The sequence below is a fragment of the Streptomyces sp. NPDC052496 genome (assembly GCF_040679095.1).
Classification (GTDB): Bacteria; Actinomycetota; Actinomycetes; order Streptomycetales; family Streptomycetaceae; genus Streptomyces.
In genome coordinates this window covers 181,548-202,255 of sequence record NZ_JBFAUH010000006.1, presented here as the reverse complement: position 1 = coordinate 202,255, position 20,708 = coordinate 181,548, and the positions used below count along the sequence as shown (strand labels likewise).

At 72.7% G+C, this 20,708-nt stretch carries 14 protein-coding genes; 5 read left to right on the top strand and 9 right to left on the bottom strand.

Annotated features, from left to right (window positions below):
* Window positions 1-223 precede the first annotated feature (223 nt).
* On the top strand, window positions 224-1,684 hold the full coding sequence (locus tag AB0L45_RS11105; protein WP_365838354.1) for a hypothetical protein: 1,461 nt from the start codon (window positions 224-226) through the stop codon (window positions 1,682-1,684).
* Here AB0L45_RS11105 and AB0L45_RS11100 read toward each other — a convergent pair.
* The 5 genes from AB0L45_RS11100 to AB0L45_RS11080 all read right to left on the bottom strand — a co-directional run bounded on the left by AB0L45_RS11100 (window position 1,668) and on the right by AB0L45_RS11080 (window position 11,330).
* Window positions 1,668-3,983 carry a tetratricopeptide repeat protein gene (locus AB0L45_RS11100; RefSeq protein ID WP_365838352.1) on the bottom strand — a complete coding sequence of 772 codons (2,316 nt, stop codon included), beginning with the start codon at window positions 3,981-3,983 and terminating at the stop codon, window positions 1,668-1,670. The two genes, AB0L45_RS11105 and AB0L45_RS11100, sit on opposite strands and share 17 nt — an antisense overlap.
* Window positions 3,984-4,062: 79 nt before the next feature.
* Window positions 4,063-4,521, bottom strand: a complete 459-nt coding sequence (locus AB0L45_RS11095; protein ID WP_365838350.1) for a hypothetical protein — start codon at window positions 4,519-4,521, stop codon at window positions 4,063-4,065.
* Between the two features lie 181 nt (window positions 4,522-4,702).
* Complete coding sequence (locus AB0L45_RS11090) at window positions 4,703-6,634, bottom strand: helicase-associated domain-containing protein (protein WP_365838348.1); 1,932 nt, start codon at window positions 6,632-6,634, stop codon at window positions 4,703-4,705.
* A 14-nt stretch (window positions 6,635-6,648) separates the two neighbouring features.
* Entirely contained in the window at window positions 6,649-8,280 is a 1,632-nt protein-coding gene (locus AB0L45_RS11085) for an SWIM zinc finger family protein (RefSeq protein WP_365838346.1), read from the bottom strand.
* An 86-nt stretch (window positions 8,281-8,366) separates the two neighbouring features.
* Window positions 8,367-11,330: a DEAD/DEAH box helicase gene (locus AB0L45_RS11080; protein ID WP_365838344.1), complete on the bottom strand. Its 2,964-nt coding sequence runs from the start codon at window positions 11,328-11,330 to the stop codon at window positions 8,367-8,369.
* A 289-nt stretch (window positions 11,331-11,619) separates the two neighbouring features.
* Here AB0L45_RS11080 and AB0L45_RS11075 point away from each other — a divergent pair, with 289 nt between their 5' ends.
* Both AB0L45_RS11075 and AB0L45_RS11070 read left to right on the top strand, forming a co-directional pair.
* A complete protein-coding gene (locus AB0L45_RS11075) occupies window positions 11,620-13,188 on the top strand; it encodes a UvrD-helicase domain-containing protein (protein WP_365838579.1) in 1,569 nt (522 codons plus the stop codon).
* 305 nt (window positions 13,189-13,493) lie between these two features.
* A complete protein-coding gene (locus AB0L45_RS11070; protein ID WP_365838342.1) occupies window positions 13,494-13,913 on the top strand; it encodes a DUF6343 family protein in 420 nt (139 codons plus the stop codon).
* Between the two features lie 83 nt (window positions 13,914-13,996).
* On the opposite strand, the gene AB0L45_RS11065 is transcribed toward AB0L45_RS11070, so the two are convergent.
* From AB0L45_RS11065 to AB0L45_RS11055, 3 genes are all read right to left on the bottom strand, one after another.
* Complete coding sequence (locus tag AB0L45_RS11065) at window positions 13,997-14,380, bottom strand: tetratricopeptide repeat protein (RefSeq protein ID WP_365838340.1); 384 nt, start codon at window positions 14,378-14,380, stop codon at window positions 13,997-13,999.
* Between the two features lie 340 nt (window positions 14,381-14,720).
* Entirely contained in the window at window positions 14,721-15,317 is a 597-nt protein-coding gene (gene coaE / locus AB0L45_RS11060) for a dephospho-CoA kinase (RefSeq protein WP_365838338.1), read from the bottom strand.
* 143 nt (window positions 15,318-15,460) lie between these two features.
* Entirely contained in the window at window positions 15,461-16,405 is a 945-nt protein-coding gene (locus AB0L45_RS11055; protein ID WP_365838336.1) for a PAC2 family protein, read from the bottom strand.
* 243 nt (window positions 16,406-16,648) lie between these two features.
* Between AB0L45_RS11055 and AB0L45_RS11050 the strand changes: the two genes are divergently transcribed.
* Window positions 16,649-17,653, top strand: a complete 1,005-nt coding sequence (locus tag AB0L45_RS11050; protein WP_365838334.1) for a right-handed parallel beta-helix repeat-containing protein — start codon at window positions 16,649-16,651, stop codon at window positions 17,651-17,653.
* 197 nt (window positions 17,654-17,850) lie between these two features.
* Here AB0L45_RS11050 and rpsA read toward each other — a convergent pair whose 3' ends face one another.
* Window positions 17,851-19,368 (bottom strand): 30S ribosomal protein S1, encoded by a 1,518-nt coding sequence (rpsA, locus tag AB0L45_RS11045; RefSeq protein ID WP_361142635.1) that lies wholly within the window; start codon window positions 19,366-19,368, stop codon window positions 17,851-17,853.
* A gap of 373 nt (window positions 19,369-19,741) precedes the next feature.
* Here rpsA and AB0L45_RS11040 point away from each other — a divergent pair, with 373 nt between their 5' ends.
* The gene (locus AB0L45_RS11040) at window positions 19,742-20,596 is read left to right on the top strand and encodes a methyltransferase domain-containing protein (protein ID WP_365838332.1); all 855 of its coding nucleotides are present in this window, start codon (window positions 19,742-19,744) and stop codon (window positions 20,594-20,596) included.
* Window positions 20,597-20,708 lie beyond the last annotated feature (112 nt).

The window sequence follows — 20,708 nt, the reverse complement described above, 5'->3', positions numbered from 1 at the left end:
GTACTGCCCTGGGAACAGGCCGTGAAGACTCCGGTGGACCTGGCGGTCAGCGCCAGCTACGGCGGCGAACTCCACCGCGTAAAAGGCAAGTTGGCTGTTCTCTCGCACGGTATTGGCTACAATAAGAGGCTTCCTACACCGGACACCGGACACCGGACACCGGACACCGGACACCGGACACCGGACACCGGACACCGGACACCGGGGGCCGGGGCGGGGTGCCGTGCGGGCGCCGGTCTTCGGGCTCTCACCGGAGTGGCTGCTGCGGGACGGCGAGCCCCTCGCGACGGCGACCGTACTGTCCCACCCGGAGCAGCTCGACCGTCTCCGCCAAGCCTGTCCGCCCGCCGCCCGCACCGCCGTACTCGCCGGTGACCCGTGCTTCGACCGCCTACTGGCCGCACTCCCCCACCGCGACAGTTTCCGCCGTGCGCTCGGCGTGTCCGCGGGCGCGCGCCTCGTCGTCGTCAACTCCACCTGGGGCCCCCGTTCACTGTTCGGTGACGCCGACGACGTCCTCCCCTGGCTCCTGGAGAGCCTCGTCCGCGAACTGCCCGTCGATTCCTACCGCCGCTGCGCCGTCCTGCATCCGAACATCTGGCACGGACACGGCCCCGGGCAGGTGCGCGCCTGGCTGCGCCACGCCGAGCAGGCCGGACTGACCGTCGTACCTCCGCTCGGCCCGTGGCGGCAGGTGCTGGCCGCCGCCGACGCCGTCATCGGCGATCACGGCAGCGTGACGTACTACGCGGCCGCCATCGGTACGCCCGTACTGCTCGGCGCGTTCCCCCAGGACGATCTCGACCCGGCGTCACCCGTCGCCGAACTGGGCCGGACGGCTCCCCGGCTGCGCCCGTACGCACCCCTCCTCCCCCAGCTCGACGAGCTGCTGGCCGGCCACCACCCCGACCGGTACGCCCAGCTCGCCGCCCTGGCCAGTTCCGCTCCGGGCGCCTCGGCCGCCCTGCTCCGGCGCACGTTCTACGACCTCATGGGCCTCACCGAGCCCCGGTCACCGGCCTTCCTGCCGCGGCTGCCCGACCCCGCGCGCGGCGACCAGTCCTCCGACATCCCGCCCGCGGCTCCGCGCCTGACACCGCTCCGCGTCCTGACCCACCTGCACGACCACCGCCCCGCCGCCCTCCCCGAAATAACCGTCACCCGCTACGCGGACGGCCCCGGCACGGTGGCGTGGCCGGCCCTGGATCCGGACGCGACCCAGGACCCGCCGCAGAGCCCGCATCCGCTCCAAGACCCGGCCGGGGCACCCCTCACCGGGCGCTCCGCACCCCAGGCCACAGCCCACACCGCCGTCCCCGAGGACGTCCCCGACGCGTCCCGGCTGGCCCTCGCCGACCTGGTGCTCCACGGCTCCCGGCCCGAGCCCGAGCCCGAGGCGTGGACGCGGGAGACCATGCGCCGGTACCGGCACTGCGCCATGGCGGCGTGCGTCACCGCGCCGGACACCTGCCTCGTACGCCTCCCGGACGGCCGCCTCGTCACCCTCACCGCGGTGCCCGGCCCGGACGGCCGCCGCGACCTGTGCGATCCGGCTGTCTACGCCTCGGCTCTCCACGCCTGGTACGAGCGCGGCAGGCCCGTCGAGAAGCTCCTCGACGGCCTGGTCGTGGTGACGGGCGACGCCGACCACCACCTCCAGGTGACGATCACTCCTGCCCGCTGACCTCTCCGCGCGGTATCGCCTCCCTACGGGCGGCCGTCACCCGGTCGAGTCGGGCCCGTACGGCGCCGGTCCTGGGTGATCCCGTCCTTTCGTGGCAGTCGAGCGCTGTGCGCAGATGCCGTATCTCACCCGCCGTGTCCCCGGTCCGGGCGGCCCGGTCGGCGCGCAGTTCCGCGAGGTCGGCCTGCTGGACGACCGAGCCTTCCGCCGCCATGACCGACGCGGCCCGGCCGAGCGGTTCACCGGCCTCCTCGGCGCGCCCGGCGTCGAGCAGGGTCCGTCCGAGGCTCATCAGCACCCGGGCTTCGTTGTACGGGTCGGGCAGCGCGCGTATCAGCTCCCGCGCGTGCAGCAGTTGCCCGATCGCCTCGTCATGGCGGCCCATACCCTGGAGCGACCGTCCGAGGTGGTGTTCGAGCAGGGCCAGCGCACGCGGGTCGCCGACCTGCCGGGCCAGGCTCCTGGCCGACCGGAAGCACTCGGCGGCATCACTCCACCGTTCCTGTTTCAGCTGCAGCAGCCCCAGGGACTCCACCGCCGTCGCCTGACCCCGTACGTGCCCGGCGCGCCGGTCGGCGGCAGCGGCCCTCTCGAACTGTTCGCGCGCCTGCCTGTACTCCGCCAGTCCGAGGTAGGCGAAGCCGAGCTGGGCGCGCATCCGCCCCTCGGCTTCGGGGCACTCCTCCGCACACCGGACGGCGGCCTCGACGCCGAGCCGGTGGGTGGAGATCCACTGCTGGTGGAAGCCGAGCCGCAGGTGCAGCCCCCACATCGCCTCGCACAACTGCCATGTCAGGTCGTCGAGTCCGTGGTCCGCCGCGGCCCGTACCGCCTCGGTCAGGTTCTCCCGCTCGTCCCGCAGCCAGGCCAGGGCACTGAGGCCGTCCGTATAGGCCGCGGGCCGGCCCGCCAGCCGGGTGTAGGCGGGCCCCAGATGCCAGCGGCCCGGCAGCACACACGCGTCGGCGGCGGCCGCGGCGCGCACGTACCAGAGCAGCGTCCGGCGGACGGCCGCAGCGGCTCCCGCGATGCCATCCTGCGTCAGCGCGCGCCGTTCCGCGTACTGCCGCCAGAGGTCGTGAAACCGGTAACGCGCCTGGCCGGGGCCCTTGTCCGGGTTGTCGGGCGCGGCTCGTACGGTCTCCTCCTCACCGGTCGCGTCCTCCAGCAGCGCGGTTCGTGCCGCCCCTTCCCCTCCGGTCGCGATCTCCAGCAGCCGTGCGCCGGCCAGTTCGGCGAGCAGGGTGCTCGCCGTGTCCTCGGACGTGCCCGCCGCGGCTGCGGCGGCGCCCGGCGTCACGTGCCGCCACGGACGCAGGCTCGCCAGCCGGAACAGCCGGGCCGTAGCCTCCGAGAGGTGCCCGTACGCGGCGTCCATCGCCGCGCGGTTGCCGTCGTGTCCCCTGTCGTCCTCGCGGCTCGTGTCCATCTCACGCTCCAGCCGTTCCCAGTCCGGTTGCTGCCTGCCTGCGGCACGCGCCCCGATCGCGCACAGGGCCAGCGGCATCCCGCCGCACCGTCGCGCCACCGCCTCGACTCCCGGGCCCGTACCGCCCAGGCGGGCGAGCAGCCCCACCGCGTCGGGGGTGCGCAGCGGTCCGAGCCGTATGGTGTGCGCGCCGTACTCGATCACCAGGCGGCTCAGGTCGGTCCGGCTGGTCACGATGGCCAGGGAGGCCGGGGACGCGGCCAGCAACGGCCGTACCTGTGCGGCCGAGTGCGCGTCGTCCAGCACCGTGAGGATGCGCCGTCCCGCCGTCACGCTGCGGAACGTGCTTTCCTGGGCGTCCGGTTCCGCCGGCAGCCAGTCCCGGTGGACACCGAGGTCGCGCAGGAAGCGCAGCAGCACTTCGGACGGCCCGGCCGCCGTCGCCGCGGACGCCCCGCGCAGGTCCGCGTACAGCTCGCCCTCTCCGAAGCGCCCGCGCAGCGCGGCGGCCAGGCGGAGGGCGGTGGCCGTCTTGCCCACACCTCCGGGGCCCCACAGGACGACCACGAGCGGCGCTCCGGCATCTCCCGCACCGTCGGCGCCGCCGGTCGGCAGCGCTTCGTCCAATAAGCGCGTCACCTCGGCCAGTACGGCGTCACGGTCGACGAAATGGCGGGTGACCGGGGGCAGCGTACGGGGCACCGGGGCGCCCGGCACGATCGCCGGCGCGGCCTCCCGGATCGTCAGCGTGCCGATGCTCCGGGCCTGGACGGCGGTCCCGTACACCGTCCCGCTGATGTCGTTGCGCACACCGACGGCCGTCCCGCCGGGCGCGGCCGGTTCAGCGGCGACCACATCGGCGGCCGTCACGCCGGAAGCGACCTCATCGGAGGCTGCCGCATCCGAGGCGGCCATGTCGGCGGAAGGGCTGGGACCGCCGGGCCCCGGGTCAGCCACGAGCCGGGCCTTCCCCGAACCGGCTGCTCCGGGCGTCCAGGTTGTTGACCACTCCGGCCTGGATGGTGGTCGCGTTGTGCACCCCGCCGCTGATGGTGTTGTGCACCTCTCTCACCTCGACTCTTGCGCCCTCTTCCGGCCGCAGCTCCGCCAGCAGCCGCCGCAGCTCCTCGGCCGCCTCCGGGTCGTCGCGCAGGGCCCTTCGCAGCCGCACCCGCCACTCGGCCGCCACGTCGGCCGCGCCGTCCTCGTCGCCGTTGCGCTGCGCGGCCACCAGCTCCGTACGCGACACCTCCAGCTCCCCTTCGAGAGCTTCCTCCTCGCCGCCGTCCCGGCGCCGCGCGAAGAAGGCCGCCACCCGCTGCCGCGCCTGCGTCCACCCTTCGGTCACCATCTGCTGCACCAGCGCCGACGCTCCCGTCGCCGCGAGTGTCGCCAACTCCGCGTCCATCGGTCCCCCTTGCTCCTGCCGTACGGGATGTACGGTCGTACGTCGCTGCCACGGTAGGGGACGGCATCCCCCTCATGCCCGGGCCGGGCGGAGCCACCGACAGTTCGTGTGCGCCCCTCCGACTCCTTGCTCCATCACGCTACTTGACGTCACTGACAGTCACTGCCCGCCGCTCCGCACATCACTCCGAAAGGAGTCGTCGGGCGAGGGCCAGCGGCGTGGTGGCCGGGCCGGACGAGGTGACGCTGGTGCGGTGGCCGGCACGGCGTTCGACGGACGCGGTGCCGGTCCCGGATTCGAGGGCGGGGGCGTAACCGGCGCCACGGAGCGCTTCGAGCGTCGCGGCGGGCGGCTGGGCGCTGACCAGGACCGTGGGGGCGACGGCACGCAGGGCGAGGCCCTGGAGGGCGCGGTGGGCGGCGAGTTCGCGGATCAGCGCCTCGTCGTCGGAGCGGATGCAGCAGGCGGTGGGCAGTACGCGCATCCGGCCGTGGGCACGGGCCGCGTCCTGGACCAGGTAGGTCAGCGGTTGCGGCAGGGGGCCCGTCGCCGACACCTCGGCCAGCGCGGCGAGCAGGTCCGCGGCGTCGTGGCCGGAGTCGAGGGCCCGTCGTACGGAAGCGGGGGTGAACCGCCAGGTCACGGCGTGGCCTTCGGATTCGCGCTCGGCGGCGGAGGACAGCAGGCCGGCGAGGTCCGCCGACGGAGGTCCCGGCACGACGGCCGTCAGGTCCGCCTGGAAGTGGGCCTGTTCGACCGGTGGCGGCAGGAGCTCCCGGAGGGCGGCGCCGAGCACTTCAGGGTCCGCCGGGGACGCCGCGAGCAGAGCACGGCCCAGCGGTGTCAGCGCACCATGGGCGATGAGCCCGAGGAAGGCGGCCTCGTCGAGGATGTGGGCGGCACGGTCCTCGGCCAGCGGCTCGCCGACGACGGCCAGCGGCCGGTGCCAGGCCGCTGCCTCCAGGAGGGCGGACAGATCCGGGCGGTGATCCGGATTCCCGGACGACTGGGACGGGAGGGGCGGGACGGGTGCGAGGGACGCAAGAGCCGCGCCCTCGGCGAGCCGGGAGGGCTGCGCACCGGCCGGGGTGCCGGCCAGCGCTTTGAGGAGCGCATGGCGCAGGGCGGGGGCGTGCCGGTCCTCGCCGCGCACCAGGGCGGTGGGGGTCTCACCGAAGGGGCTGTAGGTGGGGATGGCCCAGAGGGCGGTCCAGGCGGTGAGGACCGGGGCCAGCCGCTCGCCGGGCATCCTCGCCAGCCACGCGTCGTACGCCCCGGTGGGCACTGCCGTGATGCCGGCGGGAGTCCGCGTCAGGGCGATGAGGTCGGCGGCGAGCACGAGGTCGAGCAGGAGGCGCGTACGGGCCTCGGTCGTCCCCGCCGCCTTGGCCAGGCGCTTGATCTCGCGGACGGCCAGGCCACCGGTCTTGCGGAGGGCCGCCGGCTGGACGGCGAGCGCGGCGAGCAGCCGGTCCAGGGTGGCGGCGAGGGCCGACGCGGCGGCTTGGGACTCGTCCCGGAGGGCGGTCGCACCGGAGGTGCCCGTCCCGGGAGCGGAGGTTCCCGTGAGGGCCGGGAGGTGTGGGGCGACGGGAGTGAAATTCCCCAGGTCGTGGGCGGCCAGAAGCTGTGGCGTACGCGGCGGGACGACGATGGCGCCGTCCTCGGTCGGTGCGGCGAGCCCGTCCGCGTAGAGGCGTTCCAGGGCGGCGGTGACGGCGTCGCGGGCAGGTCCGGGAGCGGCGGCGCCGAGGGCCCGGAAGGCGTCGTCCGCCGGGACCGGTTCGGTGGCCAGGTCCGGGAACGACAGCCGGTGCGCCATCAGCGACTGGTAACCGGCTCCGGCGGTGGGGGCCGCGGGTACGGGGGCGGCGCCGCGGGCCAGCTCCTGGCTGATACGGGCGGTGGCGGCGAGCAGGTGCAGGCGGGGGTGGTCGAGATGCAGGACCGTGTGGTGGAGGGTTTCGTACGACCACAGGGCGCCGGCCAGCTCGCGGAGCCGGGTGGGCGCGGGCCTGCGGGACAGCGCTTCCGCATGGCGGGAGAGCAGGGCGGCCAGCTCTTCGGGAGTGCGCTGTGCGAGGGATCGGGTGAGTGTGTCGAGACCTTCCACGGCCCCGAGGTTAGTCATGGGCCGAGCAGCGCGCCGAGGGCCCCTACGGGGTCGGCGTCGGCGCGGCCGGTGGGCCACCAGTCCTCGGTGCCCGGATCGGATTCGTACGGATACCAGCGGTTGTCGTGGCCGAAGCGCAGCTGGAGGCCGCGGGCGGGGTCGGTGAGGTGGTTGTGGCGGGGCCGGAGGGCGGGGAGGCCGGCGGCGATCAGGGCGCTGCGGGCGCGGTCGAAGTCGCCGGCCGGCGGGTTCCAGGTGGTGTCGAGCAGTGCCAGTCCTTCGAGGCCGCCCTGGCGCCAGGCGGCGACGGCGCGCGCCACGTCCGTGACGGTACGGCCGGTGGCCGCGGCGAGGTCACGGTAGAGGGCGCGGGTGGTGGAGGTCAGCCCGGCGGTGGGATGGGCGGTGGCGGCCAGCCGGATGCCGTCCTGCCAGGGCGTGAGGGCGGGGAAAGGGGACCGGCCGGACGCCTGCGGGAGGCTCGGCCCGGCCTCGTTCGCCAGTGGTGAGCGGGGGCCGGCGGCCGACGCCTCCGGGGCGGCGGCCTGGAGGGCACTCAGATAGGCGTGCGCTCGGGCGGTGGCGTCGGTGGCGAGGAATTCGAGGGCGCCCGCGTCCAGCGGAAGACCGTCGGCCTCCGGCAGGGCATGGGTGTGCCCGGGCTGCGGCGGCAGAGGCATGGGGGGCGGAAGAGGCGGCAGCAGCCGGTCGGCCAGGGCGGCACGGGCGAGTACGCCACGGGGCGACCGGGATGCCCCAGCCGGCCCCGGCGAGGCGGAAGGCAACACGTACTCCGCCTCCGCGCCCCGGGACGGCTCGTACTCCGCCTCCGCGCCCCGGGACGGCACAGGCTCCGCCTCCGCGCCCACGGCCTGCGCAGACTCCGCTTCCGCGCCCACGACCGGTGCGTACGCGGTGTCCCTCGCCGTCCTGCCCGCGGCAGCCGCTGCCCGTGCGTCCGCTTGCGGTCCGCTGCGACTCACGGGCGTGCGGACGCCGGGCGTGCGGGCCTCGGGCGGCAGCCCGGCGAGCGGACCCGGCGGCGGGAGCCGAGTGCTGCGGGCCTCCCGGGCGGTGAGGGTCGCGTTGCGGCGCGACAGCTCGTCGAGGAGTTCGCGTTCGCCACGGCCGCGCATGAGGAGCAGCACGAACGGGTCGGCGTCCAGCAGCCGCGCCACCTGGAAGCAGACCGCGGCGGCGTGTTTGCAGGGGTTGCCGTGGTCGGGGCAGGAGCAGCGCGTCACGAGGTCGCCCGGCCCGGGCAGCAGCCGTACGCCCGCGTCGGCGACGGCCTTCGGCAGCTTCTTGGCCAGGAGGGCGGTGAGCTGGGCCGGCTCGGCGGCGATCGCGTCCAGGAGGACGGTCCACTCGTCGGCGGTGAGCTGCTGGAGGCGGATGACCACGTTGTACGGGCGCGGCCTGCTGCCCCGTACGGAGGCGGCGATGCGCCCGGGGATGACGTTGATCGTGTCGACATTGCCGTCTCGCGCGTACGTACGGCCGCGGGCGAGGCGGGCGCTGTCCAGCGCCGTGGTCTCCAGCGCGTCCAGCCAGGCGCTTCCCCACCACGACTCGGCGAACAGTCCCCGGGCGCCGGCGCGCTGCGGCAGCGGCGGGAACGTACGCGACCGGTCGGAGCGGTCCATGGCACCTGGGCGTTCCGTGGAGCCTGAGCGCCCCATAGGGCCTGGGTGTTCCCCAGGGCCTCGTTCCATGCGACCCGGGCGGCGGCTCATGCGGCCCTCCTCAGGGAGACGAGGTCGGCGAGCTGGGCGTCGGTCAGTTCGGTCAGGGCGGTCTCGCCGCCGGAGAGGACCGCGTCCGCGAGGGCCCGCTTGGCGGTGAGCAGTTCCGCGATGTTGTCCTCGACCGTCCCCTCGGCGATGAGCCGGTGGACCTGCACCGGCTGGGTCTGGCCGATGCGGTAGGCCCGGTCCGTGGCCTGTTCCTCGACCGCCGGGTTCCACCACCGGTCGTAGTGGATCACGTGGCCGGCCCGGGTGAGGTTGAGCCCGGTGCCGGCGGCCTTCAGGGAGAGCAGGAAGACCGGCGTACGGCCCGACTGGAACCGGTCGACCATCTCCTCCCGGACCTTTACGGGCGTGCCGCCGTGCAGAAGGGCGTTGCCGATGCCGCGTGCGGTCAGGTGCTTCTCCAGCAGGCGCGCCATCTCCACGTACTGCGTGAAGATCAGCGTCGCGCCGCCCTCCGCGAGGATCGTGTCGAGCAGTTCGTCCAGCAGCTCCAGCTTCCCGGACCGGGCCGCCAGACCGGGTGCGGCCTCCTTCAGGTACTGCGCGGGGTGGTTGCAGATCTGTTTGAGGGCGGTCAGCAGCTTCATCACGAGGCCGCGGCGGGCGATGCCTTCGGCCGCCTCGATACGGGCCAGGGTCTCGCGGACGACCGCCTCGTACAGCGCGGCCTGTTCGCGGCCCAGCGCCACCGGGTGGTCCGTCTCGGTCTTCGGCGGCAGCTCGGGGGCGATGCCGGGGTCGGACTTCTTGCGGCGCAGGATGAACGGGCGGACCAGCCGGGCGAGGCGTTCGGCTGCTTCCGGGTCCTCGCCTCCTTCGACCTCACGCGCATACAGGGCGCGGAAGGTCTTGAGCGAGCCGAGGAGGCCAGGGGTGGTCCAGTCGAGGAGGGTCCACAGCTCGGACAGGTTGTTCTCGACGGGGGTGCCGGTGAGGGCGATGCGGGCCGGCGCCTTGATGCCGCGCAGCGCCTTGCCCGTGGAGGAGCGCGGATTCTTCACGTGCTGCGCCTCGTCCGCGACGACCCAGGCCCAGGAGCGGGCGGCCAGTGCGGCGGCGCTCGAACGCATCGTGCCGTACGTGGTCAGGACGAAGCCGCCGGCCACGTCGTCCAGGCTGCGTCCGGTGCCGTGGAAGCGGCGTACGGGGACGCCGGGGGCGAAGCGCTCGATCTCGCGCTGCCAGTTGCCGAGCAGGGAGGCCGGGCAGACCACGAGGACGGGGGCGGCGGGCCGCTGGTGGAGGTGGAGGGCGATGACCGTGATGGTCTTGCCGAGGCCCATGTCGTCGGCGAGGCAGCCGCCGAGCCCGAGGGACGTCATCCGGTCCAGCCAGGCCAGGCCGCGGAGCTGGTAGTCGCGCAGGGTCGCGTTCAGCCCGGCGGGCTGGGGCGGGACGGGCGCTTCCCGGGTCAGGCGGGTGCGCAGGGCGGCGAGGGCGCCCAGGGGCACCACCTCCACCTCCTCGCCGTCCACCTCGGTGGTGCCGTTCAGCGTCGCGGCCAGGGCGTCGACCGGATCCAGATAACCCAGTTCGCGTTTGCGGGCCTTGCGGACGAGCGCGGGATCGACCAGCACCCACTGGTCGCGCAGCCGCACCACGGGCCGGTGGGCCTCCGCCAGGGTGTCCATCTCCGCCTCGGAGAGCGGCACGCCGTCCAGCGCCACCTGCCAGCGGAACTGCAGCAGCTTCTCCGTGTCGAAGAATCCGAACCCGTCGGCCGCCGAGCCGGGGGCCGGACGAAGGACGGCAGCCGCGGTCAGCCCCCGGGCCAGCTCCTTCGGCCAGTGCACGGCGATGCCGGCGGCGGCCAGGCGCGGTGCCGCGTCGCCCAGCAGCTCGTACAGCTCCTCCTCGGTCAGCGGGAGGACGTCGGGCACCGGCCGCTCCAGGAAGCGGGACAGCGGGGGCCAGACGCGGGCGGCCCGGCGCAGTGCCAGCAGGGTGTCGACGCGGGCGCGCGGACCGAAGTGGTCGGGGCCCTCGCCTTCCCACAGCTGTACGGCGTCGGTGACGAGGGTGGGGTCGGTGAGGCTGTGCACCTGGAGGACGGCCGCAGCGGCACTGTGTTCTTCGGCTGCCGAAGCGGCCGGTGCGGCAGCGTCAGGAGCCTGGCCTTCCGCCGTGTCCCCGTTCTCCTCCCGTATGTCGAAGAGCCCGTGGGCGGCCAGGTCGAGCCGCATGGACAGCCGCACCCCGGCATCCACTCCTGCCGCCACTTCGGCAGCCCAGTCCCGCGCGCCGGGCAGGTACTGCGGTTCCGCAGCCGCGAAGGGCGCACCGGTCAGGTGAGCCGCGGCGGGCGTACGGGGCAGCGCGTCCACCACCGCGTCGACGAGGGCCCTGACCAGCAGCGCCGGGTCGGGAACCTGTAGGGGAACGGTGTCGGGCAGCGGAACGGCGTACGCCTCGGCCGGCATGGCGGCGGCGACCGCCCGCAGGTGCGCCACGTCCTCGGGCTCCAGCGGCCCGGCGCGCCAGGCGTCGACGTCCTGGGCTGTCAGCCCGGGCAGGATCCGGCCGCGCGCGGCCAGGTTCAGAGCATGGAGGACGGCCGCGCCCCAGCAGGCCGTGGCGGGGTGGGCGGACGGATCGTGCCGGGCACGGGCCAGGAGGGGCACTGCCTCGGCGAGGGGAAGCAGCACCGCGGGAACCGTACGTCTACGGGCACCGTTGCCGTGCCGGCGCGCGACCGTCAGCTCGGCCGCTTCCGCCCTCGCATAAGCCGCCCTCTCCGTGCCGCTCGCCCCCTCCGCGCCGTCGGCTCCTTCCGTACCGGCCGCTCGGGTCGTGCCAGCCGTCCCCGCAGCGTCGGCCACGGCCGTGACAGGGGCCGGGAGGCGACCGCCGTCCGGACGCCAGAAGGCGAACCGGCCCGCCCGCGGCGGCTCAGCGGGCAGAAAGACCGCGGCGCAGTGACCAAACTCCGCACCCTCCGCCATCCCGCCACCTTCCGTCCGCCGCTCACTTCCCCGCCGCTCACCACCCCGGCCTGTGAGTTTACGGTCGTCCACCGCCATCCCTCCCTTCCACCCGAACCACTCGAACCGCGTGAGACCGATGGAAGCAGACGGCACTGACAACGGCCCCGCCGACGAGCGCCGGGCCGGAGTTATCCACAGGCCGCGAGAGAAATCCCACGGCCGGCTCGCGATGGGCTACCGTCGACTCAGTCGTCACGCACAGTGACGAAAAGCAACAGCGTGAGGAACAGTCATGCAGCGTCCGACCATGCATCTCCCGTCCGCGCAGCACTCGTCCACGCACCGCCCGGCCGACGACACGAACCGTCCGACAGTCGAGCAGACCGCCGCCGCGGACGCCTTCCGCGCCGGCGACCACCTCGTGATCCAGGCCGGAGCCGGCACAGGCAAGACGACCACGCTCGCCCTGCTGGCCCACTCCCCGCCCCCACGCGGGCGCCCACCGTGCGGACAGGGCCGCTACATCGCTTTCAACCGGTCGATCGCCCGGGACGCCGCCCGGCGCTTCCCCCGCCACGTCACGTGCAGTACGGCCCACGCGCTCGCGTACGCGTCCGTCGGCAAGAACTACCAGGCCCGGCTGAACGCCCCACGGCAGGCGGGCTGGCGCGTCGGCGCGGCCCTGGGCATCGACGCCGGAATGAACGTACGCATCGGTGCCCGCCGTATCGGCAACAAGGCACTGTCGTACTCGGCCCTGCGCACCGTGACCCAGTTCTGTCAGTCCGCCGATCCGGACCTCACGGACCAGCATGTGCCACGCCTGCGCGGAGCCGAGGCGGACGTGCTGCACGAGCAGCTGACGGAGGTCGTCCTGCCCTTCGCCCGCAAGGCCTGGTCCGATCTCCAAGATCCCGAGCAGGGCACCGTGCGCTTCGAACACGATCACTACCTGAAGATGTGGGCCCTGGGCGCCCCGAAGATCACGGCGGACTTCCTCCTCCTCGACGAGGCCCAGGACACCAATCCCGTGGTCGAACAGGTCTTCACCGCCCAGCGCGACCATGCCCAGCTGGTCATGGTCGGGGACTCCGCGCAAGCGATCTACGGATGGCGCGGAGCACGTGACGTGATGAGCGGCTTCGACGGCAGACAGCTGACCCTGTCCCGTTCCTTCCGCTTCGGTCCGGCGCTGGCCGCGGAAGCCAACCGCTGGCTGGCCATCGTCGGCGCACCGATCCGGCTCGACGGCTCTCCCCGCCTGGTCACCGAGCTGGAAAGGGTTCCCAGACCGGACGCGGTGCTGTGCCGGACCAACGTCGGAGCGATGGTGGAGGTGATACGGCAGCTCGAACTGGGACGCCGGGTGGCACTGGCCGGTGGAGGCGGGGCCCTGGCCGCGCTGGCGCGGGCCGCGCACGACCTCAGATCGGGGCGCCGCCCGTCCCACCCCGACCTGTTGCTCTTCGAGTCCTGGGAGGAGCTGCGGGAGTACGCGGGGTACGACCCGTCCGGCCGGGACCTTCAGCCCTTGGTCGAACTCGTCGACGAGCACGGCACGGAAGCCCTGCTGCGGGCACTGGACCGCTTGTCGCAGGAGGAAGCAGCCGAGGTCACGGTCTCGACGGCGCACCGGGCCAAGGGACGGGAGTGGCCGACGGTCCGGATCGCGGACGACTTCACAGGGCCTGACGACCTCGACGAACGCGACGCGGCCGGAGAACCGCTCCCCGGACCCATCGACCTCGCGGAAGCGCGCCTGGCCTACGTGGCCGTCACCCGGGCCCGGACCCGCCTCGACATCGGCGGCCTGGCATGGATCAACAGCCACCCGGCCGGTGACCCCCGCCCGGGCCTGCCTCGGGGATCACCGTGAGCATGACGAAGATCGACGGAGACCGACGGAGACCGACGCCCGCCGGCCCAGGCCCGGGAGCCGCTCACGAACCACATGACGCGACCCTTCGCCCGGGAGGATCCTGAAAGGAGAGACGACCGCACTCGCCCCGCCACTCGGCGCCCCGCGCCGGGCGCCCGGCGCCCGGCGCCCGGCAGCGGATCCGTGCCGCCGGGCCACGACCAACCGGGGCACTGTGCAGACGCGCACCTGGCACGACGAGGCAATAAGCACACCCAGACGGAAACAGAACATCTACGAGGAGCGATACGTGGTGAGCGGTGATGCGTACCGGTAATGAGCCTCTTCAGGCGCGGAGCCCGCTGAAGATGCGCCGCGGGCTGGCGTTGTGGGGGTTGTTGTGGGCCGCGGCAGGCACGGTGGCGTTCGCGCTGGCCGGCAGGCCCGGGTGGGCGGCAGCGTGCGCGGTGGTCACCGTACTCGCCGCGACCGACCTGACGATGGTGATACGGCACATCCACCAAGGACCGCACTACCAGCCGGGCAAGGACGTGCCACCGTACGAACCCGACCACGGTTCAGGTGCCGGGCCGCCCCGCCGCCGCAGCCCGGCCGACCTCGGCTGGGACGGCCGCGGGCCAGGTGGTCACGGCACAGGCAGCGCACGCCGAGACCGACCTGACGCGGGTGGGAACGATGACGACGACGGAGAAGGGGGTGCCCGCAGGCGAATAGGCGAATAGGCGCCTGGCAGACGGCTGCCGGACGAAGAGCTGAGGAGCCGTCGCAAGCCGCAAGCCGCGCGTCGCGCGTCGCAAGCCGCGTTCTAAGCCTCTTCAGGATCTGCCGGAGATGCGAAGCGGGCGGCTTCGATGAAGTCGGGGCGGGGGTCGAGAGCCGCGGCCAGGCGGAAGTGGCGCTTGGCTTCCTCCGGGCGGTTGGCACGCTGGAGGGTGCGGGCCAGGGCGAAGTGGGCGAAGGCGTTGTCCGGTTCGCGTTCCAGGACGATCTGGAATTCCAGTTCGGCCGGACGCAGTTGGGCGGCGAGGAAGAAGGCACGGGCGCGCAGCAGGCGGGCCGCGGTGTTCTCCGGGTGAGCGGCGATGACGGCGTCCAGAAGGCGCACAGCGCCGCGTGCGTCGCGGGCCGCCAGCAACTGCTCGGCGGCCCGGAAGTCGATGACGTTCGTCTCGGGGCTGCGTTCGGCCACGGCCGTCTCCTCTCCCGTACCACGGACTGCCCGCCGCACGTAGCTCGCCGCTTCGGTACGGGCAAGCGCATGCGTCACCCGCTCCGCGGGCGTTACGTGCGGCACAACAAGCGCGTTGCCCGTCGCATTCCCCGCTCGGTCGGCCCGCAACCCGGCGTCAGGTGTTCGCATGGTCCGTCCGCTGCCGGGCCCGGAGTGGGTGCTGGGGCACCGGTCGCGGGAGACTCCGCTCCTAGGCGGTGCGGCCTCCCGGCCTGCCGTCAGGCCTGCGTCTGGTCTGCCGTCAGGCCTGCGTCCGGTCTGCCGTCAGGCTCGCGTCCGGCCTGCCGTCAGGCCGCGCTCAGCTCGTCCGTTCGCACAGGTGCTGCCAGACCTTGCGTACTTGGGGTTCGAGGGCGTCCAGGGGGCCGTCGTTGTCGATGACGAGATCGGCGATGGCGAGGCGGCTCTCGCGCGTCGCCTGTGCCTCCATGCGGGCCTTCGCCTCGCTCTCGGCCATGCCGCGCAGCCGCACCAAGCGGTCGAGTTGGGTGTGCGGGGTGGCGTCGACCACGACGACCAGGTCGTACAGGGGGGCGAGGCCGTTCTCGGTGAGGAGCGGGACGTCGTGCACGACCACCGCGTCCGGGCCGGCGGCCGCTTCCAGTTCGGCTGAGCGGGCGCCGACCAGGGGGTGCACGATGGCGTTCAGTGCCTGGAGTCTCTCCGGGTCGCTGAAGACGATTTCGCCCAGCCGGGGGCGGTTCAGGGTGCCGTCGGCGGACAGCACGTCCGTGCCGAATTCCGCGGTCACGGCGGCGAGCCCGGGCGTACCCGGCTCGACCACCTCGCGCGCGATCTTGTCGGCGTCCACGATCACCGCGCCGTACGACGCGAGCAGCCGCGACACCTCGCTCTTGCCCGCGCCGATACCGCCCGTAAGTCCCACCTTCAGCATGGGGCTCACGCTATACGGCCCGGTCCGCCCCCGGCCATGGCGCAGATCATGGCGTAGGTCATGGCGCAGATCATGACGCCTTGATCACGGCCTTGCGCACGGCACCTGGATCATGGCCACCGGACGGGGGCGGATGACGGCCCTCAGGCGCCGCCCTCGCCTTCGCGTTCGGCCAGGAAGCGTTCCAGTTCCCGGCCGATCTCGTCCGCGGACGGCAGTTCCATCGGCTCGGCGACCAGGCTGCCGCGGCTCTCCGCGCCGGCCACGGCGTCGTACTGGTGCTCCAGGCCGCTCACCAGCGCGACCAGCTCCTCGTCGCCCTCGGAGATCTGCCGTTCGATCTCCTCCTGGGTGCGCAGGGCCTCCGTACGCAGCGCGTGCGCCGCGGTCGGCAGCACCAGCCCGGTGGCGGCCGTCACCGCTTCCAGCGCCGTCAGTGCCGCGTCCGGGTACGGGGAGCGGGCGACGTAGTGCGGTACGTGGGCGGCCACGCCCAGTACGTCATGGCCGGCTTCCGCGAGCCGGAACTCGATCAGCGACTCGGCGCTGCCCGGGACCTGGGCCTCGTCGAAGAAGCTGCTGTGGCCGGGCATGAGGTCGGTGCGGTTGCCGTGCGGCGTGAGACCCACGGGGCGGGTGTGGGGGACGCCCATCGGGATGCCGTGGAAGTTGACCGACAGCCGTACGCCGAGCCGTTCCACCATCTGCCGCACCGCGGCCGCGAAGCGCTCCCACTCGACGTCCGGCTCCGGGCCGGACAGCAGCAGGAACGGCGCGCCGGTGGCGTCCTCGACGAGCCGCAGTTCGATGCTCGGGGTCTCGTACGCGGTCCAGCGGTGGCGCTGGAAGGTGAGCAGCGGCCGGCGGGCGCGGTAGTCGACGAGCCGGTCGTGGTCGAAGCGGGCGACGACCCGGTGGGTGAGGCCGCTCAGCAGCCGCTCCACGATCTGGTCGCCCGTCTCACCTGCATCGATGTAGCCGTCGAAGTGGTACAGCAGCACCAACCCCGCGGAGTCCCGCGCGGTGATCGCCTCTACCGCCGCGAGCCCGCTCGGCTCCCATTCGTACAAACCCTGGGGATCCAACACAGTGTCCGCTCCTCCTCGATGGTCCGTCCCCCAGAACGCCGGACGCGCCTGTGGCATTCCCGCCGCTGTCCGCCGCGCGCCGCCGCGGCCGCACGTCGAAGGCGGCCCCTCATCTCTCATCCGTCACACTGCCAACTCCCTCCCCTCGCTCCCTGTTGACCCCGTACCGCATCGATGAGTGCTACCTTCACCACGTCCCTGTTCATGTCGACGATTCTCGTTCACGTACAGGAAGGCACATCGATGCGTACGCGTTCTGCCCTGCCGCTGTCCGCCGCCGTGCTTCTGAGTGTCGCGGGCTTGTTCCCGGCCTCCGCGACGGCGCACGGGAGCACCCCGCACGCCGCCCCAGGCTCTGTCGCGGCCGTCGCCCGCACCCTCGACGTCTCCACGGCTGCCCAGCTCAAGAGCGCCCTGGCGGCGGCCAAGGCCGGCGACACCATCCGGCTCGCGGACGGCACGTACCAGGGCAATTTCAAGGCCACCACCGCCGCCACCACCGCTGCGCGGATCACTCTCAGCGGTTCCGCCAAGGCCGTGTTGAAGGCGAGTGGCGGTTACGGGCTCCACCTGGACGGGGCGTCGTACTGGACGGTACGGGGCATCACCGTCACCGGCGGCCAGAAGGGCATCGTGACGGACGCGGCGAACGGCGTGGTGCTCGACTCCGTGGCCGTGCACGGTCTGGACATGGAGGGTGTGCACTTCCGCAAGTCCAGCAAGGACGGGGTCATCAAGGATTCGCGGATCTACGACACCGGGCGGGACGGCAGCGGTATGGGCGAGGGGGTGTACGTGGGCAGTGCGGGCGGCACCGGGGACAGGAGCGACAACGTACAGATCCTGCGCAACACCATCGGCCCCGGTGTCGGCGGCGAGAACATCGACATCAAGGAGGGCACCACCGGGGCGAAGATCATCGGCAACACCTTCGACGGCAGCGGGCTGACCGGCACCCACTACGACGACTCGTGGGCCGACATCAAGGGCAACAAGGTGCTGGTGGAGAACAACACCGGCAAGCACACCCGTAACAACGGTTACGAGACGCACAGCCAGCAGCCGGGCTGGGGCTGCGGCACGGTCTTCCGCGACAACCGTTCCGACCTGAGCGGAGCCTCGGGCCCGAACCGCTACGGCTTCCACATCACCAACTACGACGCGTCCGGCTGCCCGGTCACAATCACCGGGGACAACAAGGTCACCGGTGGGCGCGGGATCGCCACCCCGGGCGTCCCGGTCGGATAGCGGTCCCGAGTCCGAGCGCCGGGTCCGCGACGGCCCGCCCCGCCCCCCCGGCTCCGCCCCGTCCCCCCTGGCTCCGCCCCGCCTCTTCGAGCCCCGTCGCCCGGAGACACGACGAAGGCCCGCCCCCCGAGGGGAGCGGGCCTTCTCAGTCCTACCGGCGAGCGTCTACCGCCTGCCGGTCACCGGGCTGACGCGATTCAGCTCTGGCCGCCGGCCAGCTTCTCGCGCAGCGCGGCCAGGGCCTCGTCCGACGCCAGGGCGCCGGAGTTGTCGCTCGACTCGGAGGAGTACGAGCCACCCGAGACGTTGCCGCCGCCGGCGTTGCCCGAGCCGCCGGCAGCCGGAGCCGCCGCGCCCTCGGCCGCAGCCTGCTCGTCGGCCTCGCGGGACTTGATGACCTGGGCCTGGTGCTGCTCGAAGCGCTGCTGCGCCTCGGCGTACTGGGTCTCCCACGCCTCGCGCTGGGCCTCGTAGCCCTCCAGCCAGTCGTTGGTCTCCGGGTCGAAGCCCTCGGGGTAGATGTAGTTGCCCTGGTCGTCGTAGGACGCGGCCATGCCGTACAGGGTCGGGTCGAACTCGACCGCCGTCGGGTCGGCGCCGAAGGACTCGTTGGCCTGCTTCAGCGACAGCGAGATCCGGCGACGCTCCAGGTCGATGTCGATGACCTTGACGAAGATCTCGTCGTTGACCTGGACGACCTGCTCCGGGATCTCCACGTGGCGCTCGGCCAGCTCGGAGATGTGGACCAGGCCCTCGATGCCCTCGTCGACGCGCACGAACGCACCGAACGGAACGAGCTTGGTGACCTTACCCGGGACGACCTGACCGATCTGGTGGGTCCGGGCGAACTGCTGCCACGGGTCTTCCTGGGTCGCCTTGAGCGACAGGGACACGCGCTCGCGGTCCATGTCGACGTCCAGGACCTCGACCGTGACTTCCTGGCCGACCTCGACGACCTCGGAGGGGTGGTCGATGTGCTTCCAGGACAGCTCGGAGACGTGCACCAGGCCGTCGACGCCACCCAGGTCCACGAAGGCACCGAAGTTGACGATGGAGGAGACGACGCCGGAGCGCACCTGACCCTTCTGGAGGGTGGTGAGGAAGGTCTGACGGACCTCGCTCTGGGTCTGCTCCAGCCAGGCACGGCGGGACAGGACCACGTTGTTGCGGTTCTTGTCCAGCTCGATGATCTTGGCCTCGAGCTCCTTGCCCACGTAGGGCTGCAGGTCGCGCACGCGGCGCATCTCGACCAGGGAGGCCGGCAGGAAGCCACGGAGGCCGATGTCGAGGATGAGACCACCCTTGACGACCTCGATGACGGTACCGGTGACGATCCCGTCCTCTTCCTTGATCTTCTCGATGGTGCCCCAGGCACGCTCGTACTGGGCGCGCTTCTTCGAGAGGATCAGGCGGCCTTCCTTGTCCTCCTTCTGGAGAACAAGGGCCTCGATCTCGTCACCGACGGCGACGACCTCGTTGGGGTCGACGTCGTGCTTGATCGAGAGCTCGCGGCTCGGGATAACGCCTTCGGTCTTGTAACCGATGTCGAGCAGGACCTCGTCCCGGTCGACCTTCACGATGACGCCGTCGACGATGTCGCCGTCGTTGAAGTACTTGATCGTCTCGTCGATCGCGGCGAGGAAGGCTTCCTCGTTACCGATGTCGTTGACCGCAACCTGCGGGGTGGTGGCGGTGGTCTCGGTGCTGCTCGTCATGTGGGAAAGGGCTCCGGTACGGACATTGAAGTCGTAGGTACTGCTACGCCGGGAGCCTGTATCGCTTCTGCATAAGACCGGACAGCGTCAGGGACGCTTGAGCGCGGCACTTCGGATGAACCGAAGCACCGGCAGCGTCCCGAAAACCGAGGGGACATACATACAGATGCGAGCGCGACCTGCTCCGTCTGAGGTGCGCAGGCCCGCAGCGCAACTTGTAGCATACGGGGGCAGCCGGACACGGTCAATGCGCGAAGGCGCACACCCGGGGCGGAACGCCCCATAACCGGCACACGCCATGTTCCGCGAGGCCGACGAGGCCTCTCGGCCACCGGCAGCCACAAGCTCAGCGAAGAGTACGACGACGGGCGCGATGATCCAAGAGTACGAGCCGGAGGCGACACGACGTGCCGCCTCGGACACCGAGAGCAGCCGGGCCAGCCGTGGCTGGTGGGACCGCAACGCGGACGAGTACCAGAGCGACCACGGAGCGTTCCTCGGGGACGACCGGTTCGTCTGGGGCCCCGAGGGGCTGGACGAGGCGGAGGCCGGACTCCTGGGGCCCGCCGCGGAGCTGAAGGGGCGGCGCGTCCTGGAGATCGGCGCGGGCGCGGCCCAGTGTTCGCGCTGGCTGGCGGCGCAGGGTGCGCACCCGGTGGCGCTCGACCTCTCGCACCGGCAGCTCCAGCACGCCCTGCGGATCGGTACGGAGGCGGAGTCCACGGGTCCGGCCCCGGTCGGCACTCCGGGCGTGTCGCCACGGCTCGAACTGGTCGAGGCGGACGCCGGCGCGCTGCCCTTCCGGGACGCCTCCTTCGACCTCGCGTGCTCCGCCTACGGGGCGGTCCCCTTCGTCGCCGACCCGGTACGCGTGATGCGGGAGGTACGGCGGGTGCTGCGGCCGGGCGGGCGCTGGGTCTTCTCGGTGACCCACCCCATCCGCTGGGCCTTCCCCGACGAGCCGGGCCCCGAGGGCCTGAGCGTGGGCGCGTCGTACTTCGACCGCACGCCCTACGTCGAACAGGACGAGGCGGGCCGCGCGGTCTACGTGGAGCACCACCGCACGCTCGGCGACCGGGTACGGGACGTGGCCGTCGCGGGCTTCCGGCTGGTGGACCTGGTCGAGCCGGAGTGGCCGGAGTGGAACACCCAGGAGTGGGGCGGCTGGTCGCCGCTGCGCGGGAACCTGATCCCCGGTACGGCGATCTTCGTCTGCGTCGCGGACTAGCGGATCGACGGACCGGCAGACCGGCAGACCGGCAGACCGGCAGACCAGCAGACCAGCGGACCGACGGACCGGCAGACCGACAGACCGACAGACCAGCGGACCGACGGACCGA